Source organism: Gemmatimonadota bacterium (assembly GCA_026706345.1).
Lineage (GTDB): Bacteria > JAAXHH01 > JAAXHH01 > JAAXHH01 > JAAXHH01 > JAAXHH01.
On record JAPOYX010000163.1, the window covers coordinates 1 to 15,817 of the forward strand.

General features: G+C 59.9%; 20 protein-coding genes. 9 read left to right on the plus strand and 11 right to left on the minus strand.

The features are described 5' to 3' along the window. Nucleotides 1–121 precede the first annotated feature (121 nt). From ilvC to OXG98_10515, 3 genes are all read left to right on the plus strand, one after another. On the plus strand, nt 122–1,117 hold the full coding sequence (gene ilvC, locus OXG98_10505; GenBank protein MCY3772434.1) for a ketol-acid reductoisomerase: 996 nt from the start codon (nt 122–124) through the stop codon (nt 1,115–1,117). A gap of 93 nt (nt 1,118–1,210) precedes the next feature. Next, complete coding sequence (locus OXG98_10510; protein ID MCY3772435.1) at nt 1,211–2,737, plus strand: 2-isopropylmalate synthase; 1,527 nt, start codon at nt 1,211–1,213, stop codon at nt 2,735–2,737. Between the two features lie 37 nt (nt 2,738–2,774). Continuing rightward, nucleotides 2,775–3,827, plus strand: a complete 1,053-nt coding sequence (locus OXG98_10515) for a 3-isopropylmalate dehydrogenase (GenBank protein ID MCY3772436.1) — start codon at nt 2,775–2,777, stop codon at nt 3,825–3,827. A gap of 125 nt (nt 3,828–3,952) precedes the next feature. Here the strand turns inward: OXG98_10515 and OXG98_10520 are convergent, their stop codons facing one another. The 10 genes from OXG98_10520 to OXG98_10565 all read right to left on the minus strand — a co-directional run bounded on the left by OXG98_10520 (nt 3,953) and on the right by OXG98_10565 (nt 11,893). Next, nucleotides 3,953–5,137 carry a CoA transferase gene (locus OXG98_10520; protein ID MCY3772437.1) on the minus strand — a complete coding sequence of 395 codons (1,185 nt, stop codon included), beginning with the start codon at nt 5,135–5,137 and terminating at the stop codon, nt 3,953–3,955. Nucleotides 5,138–5,245: 108 nt separating this feature from the next. Beyond that, nucleotides 5,246–6,151: a homoserine kinase gene (gene thrB / locus OXG98_10525; protein MCY3772438.1), complete on the minus strand. Its 906-nt coding sequence runs from the start codon at nt 6,149–6,151 to the stop codon at nt 5,246–5,248. Beyond that, the gene (locus OXG98_10530; protein ID MCY3772439.1) at nt 6,151–6,486 is read right to left on the minus strand and encodes a MoaD/ThiS family protein; all 336 of its coding nucleotides are present in this window, start codon (nt 6,484–6,486) and stop codon (nt 6,151–6,153) included. The genes thrB and OXG98_10530 overlap by 1 nt, the downstream gene beginning before the upstream one ends. A 36-nt stretch (nt 6,487–6,522) precedes the next feature. Beyond that, nucleotides 6,523–7,470 carry a cysteine synthase A gene (gene cysK, locus OXG98_10535; protein MCY3772440.1) on the minus strand — a complete coding sequence of 316 codons (948 nt, stop codon included), beginning with the start codon at nt 7,468–7,470 and terminating at the stop codon, nt 6,523–6,525. 10 nt (nt 7,471–7,480) lie between these two features. Then, complete coding sequence (locus tag OXG98_10540; protein ID MCY3772441.1) at nt 7,481–7,921, minus strand: Rrf2 family transcriptional regulator; 441 nt, start codon at nt 7,919–7,921, stop codon at nt 7,481–7,483. Nucleotides 7,922–8,135: 214 nt separating this feature from the next. Then, a complete protein-coding gene (ftcD, locus tag OXG98_10545; GenBank protein ID MCY3772442.1) occupies nt 8,136–9,068 on the minus strand; it encodes a glutamate formimidoyltransferase in 933 nt (310 codons plus the stop codon). Beyond that, a complete protein-coding gene (locus OXG98_10550; protein MCY3772443.1) occupies nt 9,068–9,733 on the minus strand; it encodes an RraA family protein in 666 nt (221 codons plus the stop codon). The genes ftcD and OXG98_10550 overlap by 1 nt, the downstream gene beginning before the upstream one ends. A 75-nt stretch (nt 9,734–9,808) precedes the next feature. Further along, nucleotides 9,809–11,347: an OmpA family protein gene (locus OXG98_10555; GenBank protein ID MCY3772444.1), complete on the minus strand. Its 1,539-nt coding sequence runs from the start codon at nt 11,345–11,347 to the stop codon at nt 9,809–9,811. Between the two features lie 4 nt (nt 11,348–11,351). Beyond that, nucleotides 11,352–11,645, minus strand: coding sequence for a hypothetical protein (locus OXG98_10560; protein MCY3772445.1), 294 nt, complete (start codon nt 11,643–11,645; stop codon nt 11,352–11,354). A 5-nt stretch (nt 11,646–11,650) separates the two neighbouring features. Continuing rightward, nucleotides 11,651–11,893: a MoaD/ThiS family protein gene (locus OXG98_10565; GenBank protein ID MCY3772446.1), complete on the minus strand. Its 243-nt coding sequence runs from the start codon at nt 11,891–11,893 to the stop codon at nt 11,651–11,653. Nucleotides 11,894–12,186: 293 nt separating this feature from the next. Between OXG98_10565 and OXG98_10570 the strand changes: the two genes are divergently transcribed. From OXG98_10570 to OXG98_10590, 5 genes are all read left to right on the plus strand, one after another. After that, on the plus strand, nt 12,187–13,158 hold the full coding sequence (locus OXG98_10570) for a hypothetical protein (GenBank protein ID MCY3772447.1): 972 nt from the start codon (nt 12,187–12,189) through the stop codon (nt 13,156–13,158). An 81-nt stretch (nt 13,159–13,239) separates the two neighbouring features. Further along, complete coding sequence (locus tag OXG98_10575) at nt 13,240–13,446, plus strand: 2-oxoisovalerate dehydrogenase (protein MCY3772448.1); 207 nt, start codon at nt 13,240–13,242, stop codon at nt 13,444–13,446. Between the two features lie 64 nt (nt 13,447–13,510). Continuing rightward, a complete protein-coding gene (locus OXG98_10580) occupies nt 13,511–13,690 on the plus strand; it encodes a type II toxin-antitoxin system HicB family antitoxin (GenBank protein ID MCY3772449.1) in 180 nt (59 codons plus the stop codon). A 144-nt stretch (nt 13,691–13,834) separates the two neighbouring features. Then, a complete protein-coding gene (locus tag OXG98_10585) occupies nt 13,835–14,248 on the plus strand; it encodes a hypothetical protein (GenBank protein MCY3772450.1) in 414 nt (137 codons plus the stop codon). Further along, nucleotides 14,235–14,840 carry a hypothetical protein gene (locus OXG98_10590; protein MCY3772451.1) on the plus strand — a complete coding sequence of 202 codons (606 nt, stop codon included), beginning with the start codon at nt 14,235–14,237 and terminating at the stop codon, nt 14,838–14,840. Before OXG98_10585 ends, OXG98_10590 begins: the two co-directional genes overlap by 14 nt. 71 nt (nt 14,841–14,911) lie before the next feature. Here the strand turns inward: OXG98_10590 and OXG98_10595 are convergent, their stop codons facing one another. Beyond that, nucleotides 14,912–15,547: a zinc-binding alcohol dehydrogenase gene (locus OXG98_10595; GenBank protein MCY3772452.1), complete on the minus strand. Its 636-nt coding sequence runs from the start codon at nt 15,545–15,547 to the stop codon at nt 14,912–14,914. 78 nt (nt 15,548–15,625) lie between these two features. Here OXG98_10595 and OXG98_10600 point away from each other — a divergent pair. Beyond that, on the plus strand, nt 15,626–15,817 hold a 192-nt coding region (locus OXG98_10600), incomplete at its 3' end, for a hypothetical protein (protein MCY3772453.1).

A 15,817-nucleotide genomic window follows, 5' to 3' on the forward strand; every position in this document is an offset into this window, starting at 1 on the left:
TTCCCGTCTGGGAGAAGGAACGCAAGAAGATCACCGCCGACCTGGCCTGAACGCCGGTACGGTACGCAAGAAGATCACCGCCGACCTGGCCTGAACGCCGGTACGGCATGAAGGAGAACCAATGGCTCGATTGTACTACGATCAGGACGCCGACCTGGGCATACTGGACGGCAAGACCATCGCGGTTGTCGGTTACGGCAGCCAGGGACACGCCCACGCCCTTTCCCTGCGCGACTCCGGACTGGACGTCATAGTGGGACTGCGTAGGGGCGGCTCGTGGGACCAGGCCGTCGAGGACGGATTCGAGCCCCGTACCGTGGAACAGGCGGCCGCCGGGGCCGACATCATCATGATGCTGGTCAATGACGAGTTGCAGTCGCGTCTTTTCAACGATTACGTCGCGCCGAACCTGGCGGAGGGCAACGCCCTGGCCTTCGCCCATGGCTTCAACATCCATTTCAACCAGGTCGTCCCGCCCGACAACGTGGACGTCTTCATGGTCGCGCCCAAGGGGCCGGGCCATCTCGTACGCCGGGTCTTCGAGGAAGGCGGCGGCGTGCCCTGCCTGCTGGCGGTTCACCAGGATCACACGGGCAGAGCCCGGGATATCGGGCTCGCCTATGCCAAGGGTATCGGCGGTACCCGGGGCGGTGTCATCGAGACGACCTTCCGGGAAGAGACGGAAACCGACCTGTTCGGGGAGCAGTCCGTCCTGTGCGGTGGCACTTCCGAACTCGTCATGGCCGGTTTCGAGACGCTGGTCGAGGCGGGGTACCAGCCCGAGGTCGCCTACTTCGAATGCCTGCACGAACTGAAGCTCATCGTGGACCTCATGTACGAAGGCGGTATAGAAGGCATGCGGTATTCCGTCAGCAACACGGCCGAATTCGGCGACCTGACCCGCGGCCCGCGGATCGTCAACGAAGAGACCCGCGCCGAAATGAAGCGCATTCTCGCCGAGATCCAGTCCGGCGCCTTCGCCCGCGAGTGGATGCTCGAGAACCAGGCCAACGCGCCGGTCATGAACGCGCTTCGGCGCAATGCCTCCGAAAAGAAGATCGTGGAGGTCGGACGGCAACTGCGCAGCATGATGAGTTGGATCGAAGAGAAGAAGTAAGGCTTCCCCAGATCAGTCTAAGCTAATTCGATGGACCGCAATAGATAGACCGTCCCGGCCGCCCGGGCCCACAGTCAACAGGAGCACGCGGCGATGCGAAAAGTAGATATTTTCGACACCACCCTCCGTGACGGGGAGCAGGTGCCCGGCGCCTCGCTGAACCGGGACGAGAAAATCCAGGTCGCGCACCAGCTGGCCAAACTCGGCGTCGACGTGATCGAAGCGGGGTTCGCCGCATCCTCGCCCGGTGACTTCGCCGCGGTCAAGAACATCGCCGAGCAGGTCGAAGGTCCCGTGATCACCGCCCTGGCACGGGCGGTGGAATCGGACATCGTGGCCGTGGCCGAGGCCGTCAAACCCGCCAAGCGGCCCCGGATTCACATCGTCCTGGGCACGTCCGACACCCACCTGAAGCACAAGTTCCGCAAGTCCCGCCAGCAGATCATGGACATGGGCGTACAGGCCGTGGTGTTCGCGAAGGAACTCTGCGACGACATCGAGTATTCGACCGAGGACGCCTCCCGGAGCGATTTTGATTACCTGTGCGAGACCGTGGAAGCGGTGATCGACGCGGGCGCCACGGTGGTGAACATCCCCGATACGGTGGGTTACGCCGTCCCCGAACAGTGGGGAAGCCTGATTTCCCGGCTCATCGCAACCGTGCCGAACATAGAAAGGGCCAAGGTCAGCGTGCACTGTCACAACGACTTGGGCATGGCCACCGCCAATTCCCTGGCCGCCATCAAGGCGGGCGCGGAGCAGGTCGAATGCACGGTCAACGGCGTGGGCGAGCGGGCGGGCAACGCGTCTCTCGAAGAGATCGTCATGGCGGTCAAGATGCGCGGAGAATTCTACGACGCGCACACCGACATCGAAACCACGCAAATCTACACAACGAGCCTGCTGGTGCGGGACCTGATGCACATGCCCGTGCAGCGCAACAAGGCCATCGTGGGCAGCAACGCCTTCGCCCATTCATCGGGCATACACCAGGACGGGTTCCTCAAGCACCGGGAAAACTACGAAATCATGAGCCCGGCGGACGTGGGCATCGAGAAGAGCGACATCGTGCTGACGGCCAGGTCCGGCCGGCACGCCCTGAGACACCGGCTCGAGCAACTGGGCTACCTGTATACAGAAGACCAGAAGGAAGAATTCGAAAAGGTCCACGTGCGGTTCCTGAACGTGGCGGACCGGCAGAAGGAAGTGACCGACGAGGACCTGCACCGGATCGTGACGGACACGCCCGTCGAGGTACCCGAACAGTACCTGCTCGAGGACTTCAGGGTGACCTCCTCGCATTCCGGGAAGGCCGACGCCCGGGTTCGCCTCCACGTCAGCGGTGAAACCATCGAAGAGTCGGGCGTGGGCGAAAATCTCATCCTCGCCGCCCTGAACGCCGTCGACAAGATCACCAAGCTGCCCACCTACGTGAAGGATATCCAGACCTCGTCGAACGGCCGCGAAGGCGCCCACCACGTGCAGGTCAGCGTGGGGTTTCACGATCAGTCCTACAGCAGCCACTCATCGGACGCCAATGTCGTGAAAGCCAGCATACAGGCCTACCTGCACTCCCTCAACCAACTCGTTGCCCGGCACGGCGGGCTGAACGTCGATTAACTCCATCCCAGAAACTACAGTTACGCAGGAGGAACACTTGCATAATATCGCGGTCATTCCGGGCGACGGAACCGGTCCGGAGGTCGTGCGTGAGGGGCTGAAAGTGCTCAAGGCGGCCTCGGAGAAGTTCTCTTTCGACTATGAACTCACGGAATACGATTTCGGCGGAGACCGGTACCTGAGGACGGGGGAGATCCTGCCCCGGGAGGGTCTCCAGGAACTGGGCCACTACGACGCCATCTACCTCGGCGCCATCGGACACCCGGACTGTCCGCCGGGCCTGCTCGAAAAGGGCATCCTCCTCACCATCCGCTTCGAACTGGACCTCTACATCAACCTGCGTCCCGTCAAGTTGTATCCGGGCGTGGACTGCCCGCTCAAGGACAAGGGACCCGAGGATATCGACTTCGTCGTGGTCCGGGAGAACACCGAGGACCTGTACGTCGGCGTCGGCGGCGTGTACAAGAAGGGCACACCCGACGAGGTCGCGGTGCAGGAATCCATCAATACCCGCAAGGGCGTGGAACGCTGCCTGCGCTACGCCTTCGAGACGGCCAAGGCGAGAAACAAGCAGAACAAGGTGACGCTTTGCGCAAAGACGAACGTCCTGACCTACGCCCACGATCTGTGGGAGCGCGTGTTCTACGAAGTCGCCGAGGAATATCCCGGCATCACCGCCGACTACGCCCACGTGGACGCGACCTGCATGTGGATGGTGAAGAACCCCGAGTGGTTCGACGTCATCGTCACGACCAACATGTTCGGCGATATCATCACCGACCTGGGCGCCATGATCCAGGGCGGCATGGGCATCGCCGCGGGGGGAAACATCAACCCCGCGGGGACTTCCATGTTCGAGCCCATCGGGGGTTCGGCGCCGAAGTACACGGACCAGAACGTCATCAATCCCATCGCGGCCATCGCCTCCTGCCAGATGATGCTGGCGCAGCTCGGCGAAGCGCAGGCCGCCGACGCCGTGGAACGTGCCATCATCGACGTGGTAAGCAACAAGATGAAAAGCATGGACGCCGGCCGAATGGGGTACAGCACCAGCGAAGTCGGCGACCTCGTGGCCGGGGCTGTAGGGTAGGATCGGAGATGCTCATTCCAGTCGGCGGCGCGCTGCCTCGGAACGCATTTAAAATAGACCGTTAATTTTAAAATTGAATAGGAACGTGCAGCATGAACAAGCCCTTCGGTCTCCGGAGGGCTTATTTATTGGATCACGCCCGACTCCCGCCATCGAGTCAAATCGTCCGAGGACGCCTCGAGCAGCGTCTGAAGAACCTGGTCGGTGTGCTCACCCAGGGCAGGGGCGGGCCGGGTGACTTCGGGTGGGGTATCCGACAGCTTGAGGGGCGAGCCGGCCACGCGGAGGGGGCCGGCGATGGGATGCAGGATCTTCACGATCATGTCGCGTGCCAGTACCTGGGGATTCTCCACGACCTGCCGCACGTTCTGGATCGGACCGCAGGGGATCTCGGCCGAATCCAGCCGTCGCAGCCAGTGTTCCGAAGTGTCTTCCCGGAAAACATCCGTCAATATCTCGTGCAGTTCGCCGTGGTTTTCGGTACGCAGGTTGTTGTCCTGGAAACGCTCGTCGCCGGCCAGGTCCTTCCGCTCTATGACCTCGCACAGCCGCCGCCAGAGGACATTGTTGCCCGCCGCGATCATGATCCATCCGTCCCGCGTCTCGACAGCCTGGAAGGGCGTGATGGAAGGGTGTCTTGCCCCGAGCGGCTCCGGCACGGCGCCCGTCATGTCGTACCGGGCGATGGCGTTCTCGAGCAGGGCGACCTGGCAGTCCATCATGCCGATGTCCACCATCTGTCCCCTGCCCGTCTGCGTCCGGGTAAAGAGCGCCGTGAGGATGCCGATGCAGGCGTAGAGCGCGGCCGCGATGTCCCCGATGGATACGCCCACCCGTACGGGCGGACGGTCCGGTTCGCCGGTTATGCTGACGATGCCGCCCATGCCCTGGATGATCATGTCGTAGGCCCCGCGACGGGCGTAGGGCCCGGTCTGCCCGAATCCCGAACAGGCCGCGTAAATCAGTCCCGGGAACCGCGCCTGCAGCGTCTCGTAGTCCAGCCCGAGTTTCTTCATCACGCCCGGCCTGAAGTTCTCCACCAGGACATCCGACTTTCCGATCAATTCGAGGAGCAGTTCGCGGCCGGTGGGATGCTTCAGGTCGATAGCGATGCTCCGCTTGCCCCGGTTGACGTTCTCGAAGTAACCGCTCACGCCTTCTTTGAACGGGCCGAATCCCCGCGCTTCGTCCCCGCCGAAGGGCTCGACCTTGATGACCTCGGCGCCCAGGTCGCCCAGGGTCATGGTCGTGAAGGGACCCGCGAGCACCCGGGTCAAGTCGATGACGCGTATGTCCTTGAGAGCGCTCATGGCAACGGTATCTGAATGGTTTTAGGTGTGCCTGATCCCTGCCTCCGCGGGCTCAGTCCGGTGGGCTCAAGACCTGCGAGCTCGGCCAATGGGCTCGGTCCAGGGGACTCAGTCCGGCAGAACCTGGCATCCTTCGTTGTCAATCGGGAGGATCCGGTATTGCCCGGAAACGCCGTGCCGGGCGAAGGCATCGACCATGGCTTCCCCGATCCCCTCGTGGTTTTCCGTGGCCAGGGCGATGGCCGTGGGTCCCGCGCCGCTGAGGGCCGCGCCGTGGGCGCCGACGTCCAGGGCTTCCCTGGTGACTTCCGCCAATCCGGGAACCAGGTGCTGCCGGTAGGGCTGGTGCAGGCGATCGGTCATGCCTTCACGGAGCAGGGCGTAATTCCCCGTCACCATCCCGCCCACCAGCAGGCCCACGCTGCACAGATTGTGGACCGCGTCCTCCATAGATACCGATTCCGGCAGAACGCCGCGGGCAACCTTGGTATCAAGCGTGAATTCGGGAATGGCCACGACGGCCTTGAGGTCGGAGGGCACGGAGAAGATCTGGTATACGATCGTTCCCGACCGCTCGCCGCTTACGGAGAGCCCGCCGAGCAGGGACGGAACGACATTGTCGGGATGGCCTTCCAGGTCGGAGCAGATGCGGAGGAGTTCCGGTGTGCCCAGCGGCCGCCCCGCGAGGGCATTGGCCGCCGCGGCGCCCGCCACGATGGCGACTCCGCTGCTGCCCAGGCCTCGTGAGACGGGAATAGCGTGGCGCATGCGCGCCTTAAGACCGGTGGGCTGCCAATTTATGGCGGCGAAAACGGCTCGGGCGGAAACGATGCACAGGTTGCCTTCATCCAGGGGCACCGCTTCGGCCCCTTCGCCCTCCACGGCCACGTCCAGGCCGGATTCCGTCTCGGTAAACTCGATGGTGTTGTAGAGACCGAGGGCCATGCCGGCGCAGTCGTAGCCGGAACCCAGGTTGCCCGTCGTCGCGGGAACGCGCACCCGCACGGAGGACATCAGCCGCGGTCCCGCAGACCGCCCGGACCGCCCACGCTGCCCAGGCCACCCGGACCGCGCAGACCGCCCGCGATGGCGGGCACGATGGAAATCCGGTCTCCGGCCTTGACCGCGGTGTCCGTGCCGTGCAGAAACCGGATGTCTTCTTCGTTGATATAGATATTGATGAATCGCCGCACTTTTCCGGACTCGTCGCAGATGCGATCCTTGATGCCGGGATAGGATGCTTCCATGTTTCCGATCAGCGATTCGACGGTTTCGCCGTCTATTTCGATTTCGGACTGGTTGCCGGTCAACTTGCGCAGCGGGGTTGGAATGCGAACGGTAACGGACATCTAACGGTTCCTCCTCTTAGTCGCTCTTAATCGCGCTTAATCGCTCTGTCCCTCGAAATACTCCCGGATGCTCAGGTATCTCTCGCCGGTATCGCACAGGATGGTCACGATCCGCCCTTTGCCCAGTTGCTCCGCCACCTTCAGGCTCGCGCATACGTTGGCGCCCGCCGATATGCCCACCAGGAGCCCTTCCTCCAGGCCCAGGCGGCGGGCCGTCTGGTAAGCCTCCTCGTCGTCGATCAACATCACCTCGTCAATGATCGACGTATCCAGGATATCGGGAATGAACCCGGCGCCGATGCCCTGGATGGCGTGCACCAGGCTCTCCACGGGTTTACCCGATATCACGGGGGACAACGAGGGTTCCACCGCAATCACGCGGATGCTCTCGTCCTTCTCCTTCAGGTACTGGCCCACACCGGTCAGCGTCCCCCCGGTGCCCACGGCGGCCACGAAGGCGTCGATTTTTCCACCGGTCGCCTCCCAGATCTCCTCGGCCGTGGTCTTCCGGTGTATTTCGACGTTCGCGGGGTTCTTGAACTGCTGGGGCATGAAGTAATCGGGATGTTCGGCGAGTATCTCCTCCGCCTTCTGCACGGCGCCGGCCATACCCAGCATGCCCGGCGTGAGCACCAGTTCCGCGCCGTAGGAGGTCAGCAGCACGCGCCGCTCCGAACTCATGTTGTCCGGCATCACGAGAATGACCTTGTAGCCCCGTACCGCGGCCACCATGCTCAGGCCGAGTCCCGTGTTGCCGCTCGTCGGCTCCACGATGGTACCGCCCGGCTTGAGCAGGCCCTGCTGCTCGGCGTCCTGGATCATGCTCAGGCCGACGCGATCCTTTACGCTGCCGCCGGGGTTGTCCGACTCGAGCTTGCCGAGCAGGTCGACCCCCGGGACCTGGTTTATCCGGTTCAGGCGAACCAGGGGGGTGTTGCCGATCAGGTCGAGTGCGCTGTCGTATATTCCGTTCCCGGACGCCACGGGCTATCCTTCAGATGTAGTACATGGACAGGCTCTTCTGCGCCTGCCTGGAGATGTCTTCGAACGTGATGCCGTCCATGATCTCGCCGAGTTTTTCCTGTACCCCCATCCAAACGTCCTTCAATACGTGCTGGCCGCTCAGTTGGTCGGTTATCTCGGCGTCGCCGGACAGGCTTTCGACGGAGATCAGCGCTCCGTCCATGGCCCGTATCACGTCGCCCAGCGAGATCTCGCCTGGAGTCCTTGCCAGCGAGTAGCCCCCGGTCGCTCCACGCTTGCTCCGGACCAGACCGGCGCGCTGAAGCTGCAGGAGGATCTGAACGAGGTATTTTTCGGGAATGGATTGTCGGACGGCGATGTCGCTGATGTGGATGACTTCCGCCTTGTCGTGATAGCGCGTCAACTCCAGCACCGCCCTGCACGCGTACTCCGCCTTGGCTGAAACCCGCATGCTTCCTCCCTGGCCGCTGGGCTTTAGTTTACTAATTTAGTCAACATGATATGAAGAGGGCGTCACGGAGTCAAGAAAATATGGACCTGAGGGGCTGAGACCGGATCGCGGATTGTTGCGCTGATAACGCGTGGGGGCGCGTGGCAGGACAAGGCGCGTGGTGGGACAACCAGGCGTAGAAGAGCAGAGGGGTAGCGCACGAACGAGGGGCGGATCAGGCGAACAGACGGGTGTGGTAGTCCAGGAACCGGGTTGGATCCAGGGGTTCCATGCGCAGGTCCGCCGGCGTTGCCCCACCCATGGCCGCGCGGGGCGCGAGTCCGACCAGTTCGCTCTCCAGAACCTGGACCCCTTCGGCTTCCGCGAGTCGCGCGACCGTTTCGAAAGCCCGGGCCATGTTCGTCTGCCGGTAGTCGGTCAGGTTCATGGACACCTGCGCGAGGTGCCGTTCCGGCAGCAACAGTCCAAGGGCTCGGACCCCGGGCAAACCGCCGTTATTCTCCCGGACCTCCTGTGCGATCGCCCGGGCTACACGCACGTCGTCGGTGTCCAGATTCACGTTGTAGGCGACGAGTACATCACGGACGCCGACCGCCGTGGCCCCCGCGGAAACATGGACCGCGTCCGGACCGGCGTCGGGCGCGGGACTCGGTTCCTGCTGGTCGTGTTGGGCTTTTATGGCCTGTCGAGCCCGTTCCACCAGGGCCTCGAATCCTCCCCGGCGTAGATCCGGTAGCTCACCGCGCCGCGCATCCAGGGCGGCATGCCCGTAGAAATAAACCGGAATCCCGAGAGATCGGCCGATCTCCCCGCCGCAGTCCCGGGCGAGGGAGACGCAATCATCCATGGTGCAGTCGCAAAGGGGAATGAAGGGGATGACGTCCGTGGCGCCGATCCGGGGATGTACGCCGCGGTGGTGCCTCAGGTCGATGAGGTCCCGGGCCGTCCTGCAGGCCTCGAAAGCGCCCCTGGCGACGTCTTCGGGCGCACCCATGAAGGTGATCACGGAGCGGTTGTGATCCCCGTCCATCTCCATGCCGGCCAGGTGGACACCGTCGACGGCGGCGATGCTGGCGGCGATGGCCTCCACGATGCCCGAATCGCGCCCTTCGCTGAAATTGGGCACGCACTCGACAAGGGGCTTCATCAGAGAATGCCGTATTTCTCGAAGGCGGCGGTTGCGGACATGCCGTTCTTCAGAGCCTGCTTGACCTCTTTCTCTTCGGCCGCCTTTTCAAAGGCCGCTTTCAGTACCTGTTCTTCCACGGCCCGGGGAACGACCACGACCCCGTCGAAGTCGCCGAATACCAGATCACCCGGACAGACCTTTACGCTGCCGCAGTCGATGGGCGTATTGTAGGCGATGACGTCGCTCCTGCCTTTCGAATCATAGGGTGCGATGCCGCGGACGAAGAGCGGAAAGCCCATGTCGGCGATGACCTGCGAATCCCGGGTAAACCCGTCAATCACGGCGCCGCGCGCGCCCCGGGCCTCCGCGGCGGTAGAGAGCAGTTCGCCCCAGAGACTGCTTCGCGTCGTACCGTTGGTCTGCGCCACGAGGACGTCCCCTGGCTTTAGCGCGTCCACGGCTTCCAGTTCCAGCTTGTAGGGCTCGTCGGGTATCTCGTATACGTCGACGGAAAGCACGGTCAGTGCCCGGCCCACGACGACCGCATCGGGAAACAGGGGCCTGATGTCGTGCCGGAGGATCTGGTCGCGGTATCCGCAAGCGTCCAGGGCGTCCGCGATGACCGCCGAAAACAGTTTCTCCTTCATCTCCTCGTACATTTCGCTGCCGAATTCTTTGCTCAATTTCGCGTTCTCCCCGCAACGGACGCATTGCGCGTTATACACGCATCGCGCGTAGGTACGCCTGTGCGTATTCTGTTACAGATCTCTAGTGAAGGTCAGGACCACGTCGATCCGCCGGTTCCGATCCCTGCCTCTGCGCGTATTGTTGCTGTCGATGGGCTGCGCGCTGCCCAGGCCGGAGGACGTCATACGCTCGGTCTCGACACCGGATCGGTCCGCCAGAAACTGCATGACCGCATCGGCGCGGGACTTTGAGAGGGAAACGTTCTTGTCTTCTGCGCCGGTGGCGTCCGTATGGCCCTCCACGGCAACACGGGTCTGAGGATACAACAGGAGGAATTCCCCGAGTCGCTCGAGCAACCCGCGCGCGCCCCCGGGTATTTCCGTTCTTCCCGCCTGGAAGGACAGCCCGATAAGCCGCAGGGTAAGGCGTTCGTCGTCTCGAACCACGATTGCTTCGCTGTCCGAAAATCGCTCCTGGGCCTGGGCGGCGGCATCCAGCTGGGTCTTCTCGTACAGGTAGTCCCTGAGTTCCCGGCGTTCCCGGTCCAGCTCCTCCTTCCTGCGCTGCAGGTCCTGCTGGTAGCTCTCCACCATGGAGGACAGGCGAATCTGCTGTTCCTCGATCGCCTGGTGCAGGGAATCGACCTCGGCCCTGAGCGTCGCGGCGTCGCCCTCCGCCCGCTGAAGAAGGAGTCCAAGTGAATCCTGTCGCGCGGCGAGCGTGCGCAGGCTTTCCGTCATGATTGCCTGTGGATTATCGGCCAGGAAGTCGGCGCCGACCCCTGCCATGTCGGCGGCCTGCCGGGCGAGATCCTCCTGAGACAGCAACATGCGCTCCCAGTTACCTGGATCGCTGCGAAGACCATCGACTTGTGCCGCAATCTCGATCGCACGCCGTACCGCGTAATCGGCGGTCTGGGCCTTGTTTCGGAGCGCGGCGGACAGGGGTTCTCCGCGGCCCAGCGCACCGGTTACTTCGTCCACCAACCGGCGGGCCTGCGCGAAGGACGCCGGGGCCAACCGGTCCCAATCCTGATTCTCGGCTTCGGCCAGTCCGATCTGCGCCGATCCGATAAGCGACATCTCGATAACCGACGATCTCGCTTCATCGTAGCGCATGGCCGCTTCCTGTCCCTCGGCGAAGGCATCGGAGACCCGGTCGTCCTCCAGCCTGGAAATGGCCCGTTCGAGGCGTCTCTCGGCCTCCTCGAAGGCCTCTGGAACCATGGCGGGGGCGTTCGCCCGCCGGGCCGCCGCCCGTTTCTCCAGCGGCACCATCAGCATCTCGTTTACGCGTTCCAGCCGTTCCCGCGCCAAAACCAGGGCGGCGTCGAACTCCGCATAGGCCCGCTGGATATCCCGGGTCGATTTGCCCTCCCGGATATCGCGGGTATACCGATCGTAGGCCTCCCGGACTTTGTTGAAAGTATCAGGGACCAGGAAACCGGCGTCTCGATCGGAAAGCTGATTCAGGGAGGAGGTGGCCGCAGTGATCCGACCAGCCGCACTGGCTGTACTGCTGTCGCCGGAACCCTGCGCCGATACCGGAAGGGGAGCCGTCAGGAATGAGGAAATGCAAAGGCAAAGGGAAACCACGATACCAGCACGCATGAGGTCAACCTCCGCCTCTCAGGAAAGCCATGGTCAGCACGGGTTTGACATCGGGCAGGTGATCGTCGACCGTGACCTCAATCGCAGGGATATCACCCAGCCTGGCCAGGGGATGGGACTTCGTGGTATGGTAGGCCAGGATGATCTCCCCGGTTTCGGAGGCGACATCGATCGCGAATACGACCCGATCATCGGCCTCACGGACGGACACCACGGGGATGTTCTCGTCCCTCAGCGCCCGTTTCAGGCCACGGACGGCGTCTTTCAGCTTGAATCCAAAAAAGGTGTGGCAGGACACCGGTCCTAAGCCCCGCCGGCAATCGGCGGGAAGAAGCTGACCACCGCGCCATCCGTCAACGGGGTGTCTTCAGCCGAGTGTTTGCCGTCGATCAGGATCAGATGAATATGGCCATCGGGGATGTCCAACTGCTCGATGATGTCGCTCGCCCTGGCCTGGTCACCGAGCTCAAGCGTCGCCGTTTTGTTGACCGCGTTCTCGGGCAGGTATTTTCTCAGCGTGGCAAAGAGCTTGACGGAAACGGTCATGGGGCATCCTCTCCAGTTCTAGTAATCGGTAAATACCTGTTTTACAGATGGTTATGCGCGCCCGGACATACCCGTGCATGGGTGATTCCTGACCGTTAACTTTACGGGAAAATCACGGTTCAATCAAGGAGAAAATCGCTCTCGTAGCGAATGGATGAGTTGTGTTTACAAGTTGTATTCGGGGTACATGCGTGGTATCATTGGGAGGTTTAACATCGGAATGTTGGCCGAAACGGAGGTCTGGCATCCAGCACTGTATGTTCCACCAGTAAGTTAAGGGAAGGGAGAATGATATGAACGGAACCCCACTCTGTCCGATTTGGGGTACGCCGACCAAACCTGATGAACTATATAGAGGCGATGGCCAATACATTGATTCGCCACGCGCTGGTGGTAAGTACTTCGTAGACGGAAGAGCGGCGATTATGGTGAATCATCTTACCGACCGAAAAAAGGCGCGCTTAACGACATGGATGATCGAACAACGTAGATCGGGTGTCAATCGTCCGGAAATATGGTCTTACGAGAACGAAATCGAATCGAAAACACGTCGAGCAGATATGATAGTCCACGCTCGTGCTGATAAGTTATTGAAGTACATTCACAATAAGACATCATATCTCGGGTTCGAATATGAGCTACAGATTCAATCAGATTCCGAGATTACGATGGAGATACTCGCCTATACGGAAAGCGTCAACGAGAACGAATTGGCGTACTTGCGTAACTACTTGATAGAAAGGTCCTGGTTAGGATTTAATCACGGAAGGAGCAAAGTTATCATAACGGTCGAAGGATACGCTCATCTAGCTGAAATGGAAAAGGCAGTCACCGATTCATCTCAGGCATTCGTGGCCATGTGGTTTGACAATTCTATGGAAGACGCTTGGACTCAAGGCATCAAACCCGCAATTGAAAATGCGGGATATAATCCTGTACGGATTGACAACCAAGAATACATCGGGAAAATTGACGATGAAATCATCGCTGAGATCAGAAGATCACGATTCATCGTCGCAGATTTCACACAGGGGTCTGACGGCGCCCGTGGAGGAGTGTATTACGAAGCAGGTTTCGCTCACGGACTTGATATCCCTGTAGTCTTCACCTGTAGCCAAGATTCCATAGATAACGTTCACTTCGACACCAGCCACTATAACCATATTGTTTGGCGGAATCCTGAGGAACTAAAGGAGCGCCTCGAAAACCGTATAGCAGCCGTAATTGGTGATGGACCGCTTGATAACAGAAACAACGATGTTTAAATCGCATCCTGGGGTTGGACAAGAGAACTTACTGGTTTTATTGGAGACTGTAGGTTTGTGCATAGGGTGGGAGAATCCGCGATGACTGAAATCATCTTTGAAGTGATAAAGTCCGACGAAGGCGGATATGATGCACGTGCACTCGGTCACGCTATCTTCACGCAGGGCGAGGATTGGAACGAGTTAAAGGAGATGGCAAGGAAGGCTGTGCTGTGCCATTTTGACGATGCCGAAAAACCTAAAGAGATCAGGCTGCTCCAGATCCGTGACGAAGTAATCTCCGTTTGAATATTACCTGGGAATCATAGAACAGACCATCCAACCGCAGAGCCGTCAATACGGAGTGGACAGGATGTGCTACAAAATCGTCATTGAACAGTCAGAAAACAACTATGCCGCCTATGTCCCAGACCTGCCCGGATGCGTTGCCACAGGGTACACCGAGCAGGATGTAATCACCGAGATTCGCCAAGCGATTGTGCTGCATATCGAAAGCCTGATTGAACACGGCGAGTTCGTTCCTCGACCGTAATGCATTACCCCAACATCCTCTACGGAGCGTAGACAAAGTCCGGTAATAGGACAAGTCGCTATAATCGGATTTCCGCGTAGTTGACCCGGTTAAGTGGAAGTTCTCATCGAGCCGTCAGTCAAATCGAAAGTCAAGGAGTTCAGAGTGAGCAAGCTGACCAAAATCAGATATAGCGATCTGAATGCCAGACAGCAAGAAAACTACAATTTCCACAAAGCAGCGAGTAAATTGGCCGAGTATGGATACAACAGCATCAGATTGTCCGACGATTGGAAGGGGGCCGATTTCCTGGCTTACCACTATGATGGAGATAACACCCTGAAAGTACAGTTAAAGGGGCGCACGGCCATCTACAAAAAGTATGAAGGTAAGGATCTGCACATGTGCTTCAGAATCGACGACATTTGGTATCTTGTACCGCACGATGATTTGGTGGAAATCGTCAGGACTACCTCACCAAGCACATTGACAACGCCCTCATGGGCAAAAGGGTCATATTCGTGGCCAAAGACCCCAAAAGCGATACTTGGAAAACTGTCTGATTATGCGCTTCAGTAACAGGAAGGATTTAAAGCCGCTATTTAAGACTGGTAATGAGTGTTTCCAGGTGCAGGGCACGCCGACCGATTACACTCTATTTGATTACTGGCAATGGTCTGGGTCGGATCTGTTAAGCAACACACAGCGAGGGATTATAGCGGAGTTTCTGGTTGCTAAGGCTTTGGGGGTAGCGAATTCACCTCGGCTCGAATGGGGATGGTACGATCTGGCTTCCGCGACGGGACAGAAAATCGAGGTTAAAAGCGCCTCTTACCACCAGAGTTGGTCGCAAGATAGACCATCTGACATACGGTTCAACATTTCACCCGCTCAAAGGCTATGGGATCCAGATACCAACACTTCCACATACCACGATAAACCAGTTCGTGCAAGTGCTGCTTATGTTTTCTGCCTTCTTGGGAGCCTCGAACATACTGAGCCAAATCCGCTTGATATTGACCAATGGGCTTTCTACGTCATCAGGACCAATGATCTGCCTGAGCAGAAAACTATAGGAATTAATCCATTGAAGGCACTGGTGAAGCGGATGACCAAGCGTAGCGAAACAGGATATCAGGAGTTGCGTTCAGTGATAGAGCAAATGCTCTGAGTCGGAGGAGCCAGAATAGGCGGCCAACTGTATTGGTGGCCAGCCTGTTGAGCATCCTGTAAACCGTAACTTCAATCCCACCTGAACACCACGCCCAACACTTCCCTGGGATCATCCGCAAGCATGTCGTAAAAGGACTGGCAATCCGCCGGGTCGGCTTCGTGGGTGATCAGGTCTTCGACAGGGAGCTTTCCTTCATCCATGAGCCGGAGTACGAGGTCGCGATCCCTGCGCTTGCTCCAGGGATAATACAGGTCGGCCTCATCGGGCGTTTTGGGCTGGTGAGCACCCAAAATCGTGACCTCGCGCAGATGGACCTCGGCGAAAAAACTCATCTCCACCGATCCACGTGGTGAACCGAGGGCGAGCAGACGGCCGCCGAGCCTCGCCAGGGTCAGCGCCATCGGATAAACAGAGGGCACGCCGGTTGCTTCGATGACCAAATCCGCACCATCTGCCACGCAGTGCCGGCGCACGGCTTCGGCCACTTCGGGTTCTTTCTCCGGGTTGATACATACGTCGACCCCGCGTTCACGGGCCTTCTGAAGACGGAACTCGTCCAGGTCCACGCCGATTACGGGCACGGCTCCGCTCAGTTTTGCAAAGGTAGCGGCCAACTGACCCACGATACCCATGCCGGTTACCACTACGGCCTCGCCCAGTTCAGGACGGGCAACGCGGTGGCCATGTAACGACGTCGCACCCATGACCAAGAACGCCGCCGACCTGGATGATAAGTTCGCCGGTACTTTATTTATCAAGCCCGACAATACGGAATGACTTGCGTGATTTCCCTGGCCAGCAACACGGTCGCCTGGAACGATATCACTTACATCCTTACCGACATCCATAACCACGCCCGCATTACAATAGCCAGTGTTTCTCGGGAAACTCGGCTGACCCCCTGGCTCGCAGCCATTTATGTAGTTGTATATCTCCGTGCCCACGCTAACGGCCGTATACTCATTCTGGACAAG

Coding starts and splice junctions, on each gene's coding strand:
- thrB (MCY3772438.1), bottom strand. CDS start 6,151: ATGTCCTCCGTGCGGGTGCGCGTTCCCGCGACGACGGGCAACCTGGGT.
- ilvC (MCY3772434.1), top strand. CDS start 122: ATGGCTCGATTGTACTACGATCAGGACGCCGACCTGGGCATACTGGAC.
- OXG98_10590 (MCY3772451.1), top strand. CDS start 14,235: ATGCGCTTCAGTAACAGGAAGGATTTAAAGCCGCTATTTAAGACTGGT.
- OXG98_10510 (MCY3772435.1), top strand. CDS start 1,211: ATGCGAAAAGTAGATATTTTCGACACCACCCTCCGTGACGGGGAGCAG.
- OXG98_10575 (MCY3772448.1), top strand. CDS start 13,240: ATGACTGAAATCATCTTTGAAGTGATAAAGTCCGACGAAGGCGGATAT.
- OXG98_10595 (MCY3772452.1), bottom strand. CDS start 15,547: ATGGGTGCGACGTCGTTACATGGCCACCGCGTTGCCCGTCCTGAACTG.
- OXG98_10570 (MCY3772447.1), top strand. CDS start 12,187: ATGAACGGAACCCCACTCTGTCCGATTTGGGGTACGCCGACCAAACCT.
- ftcD (MCY3772442.1), bottom strand. CDS start 9,068: ATGAAGCCCCTTGTCGAGTGCGTGCCCAATTTCAGCGAAGGGCGCGAT.
- OXG98_10540 (MCY3772441.1), bottom strand. CDS start 7,921: ATGCGGGTTTCAGCCAAGGCGGAGTACGCGTGCAGGGCGGTGCTGGAG.
- OXG98_10555 (MCY3772444.1), bottom strand. CDS start 11,347: ATGCGTGCTGGTATCGTGGTTTCCCTTTGCCTTTGCATTTCCTCATTC.
- OXG98_10580 (MCY3772449.1), top strand. CDS start 13,511: ATGTGCTACAAAATCGTCATTGAACAGTCAGAAAACAACTATGCCGCC.
- OXG98_10520 (MCY3772437.1), bottom strand. CDS start 5,137: ATGAGCGCTCTCAAGGACATACGCGTCATCGACTTGACCCGGGTGCTC.
- OXG98_10565 (MCY3772446.1), bottom strand. CDS start 11,893: ATGACCGTTTCCGTCAAGCTCTTTGCCACGCTGAGAAAATACCTGCCC.
- OXG98_10530 (MCY3772439.1), bottom strand. CDS start 6,486: ATGTCCGTTACCGTTCGCATTCCAACCCCGCTGCGCAAGTTGACCGGC.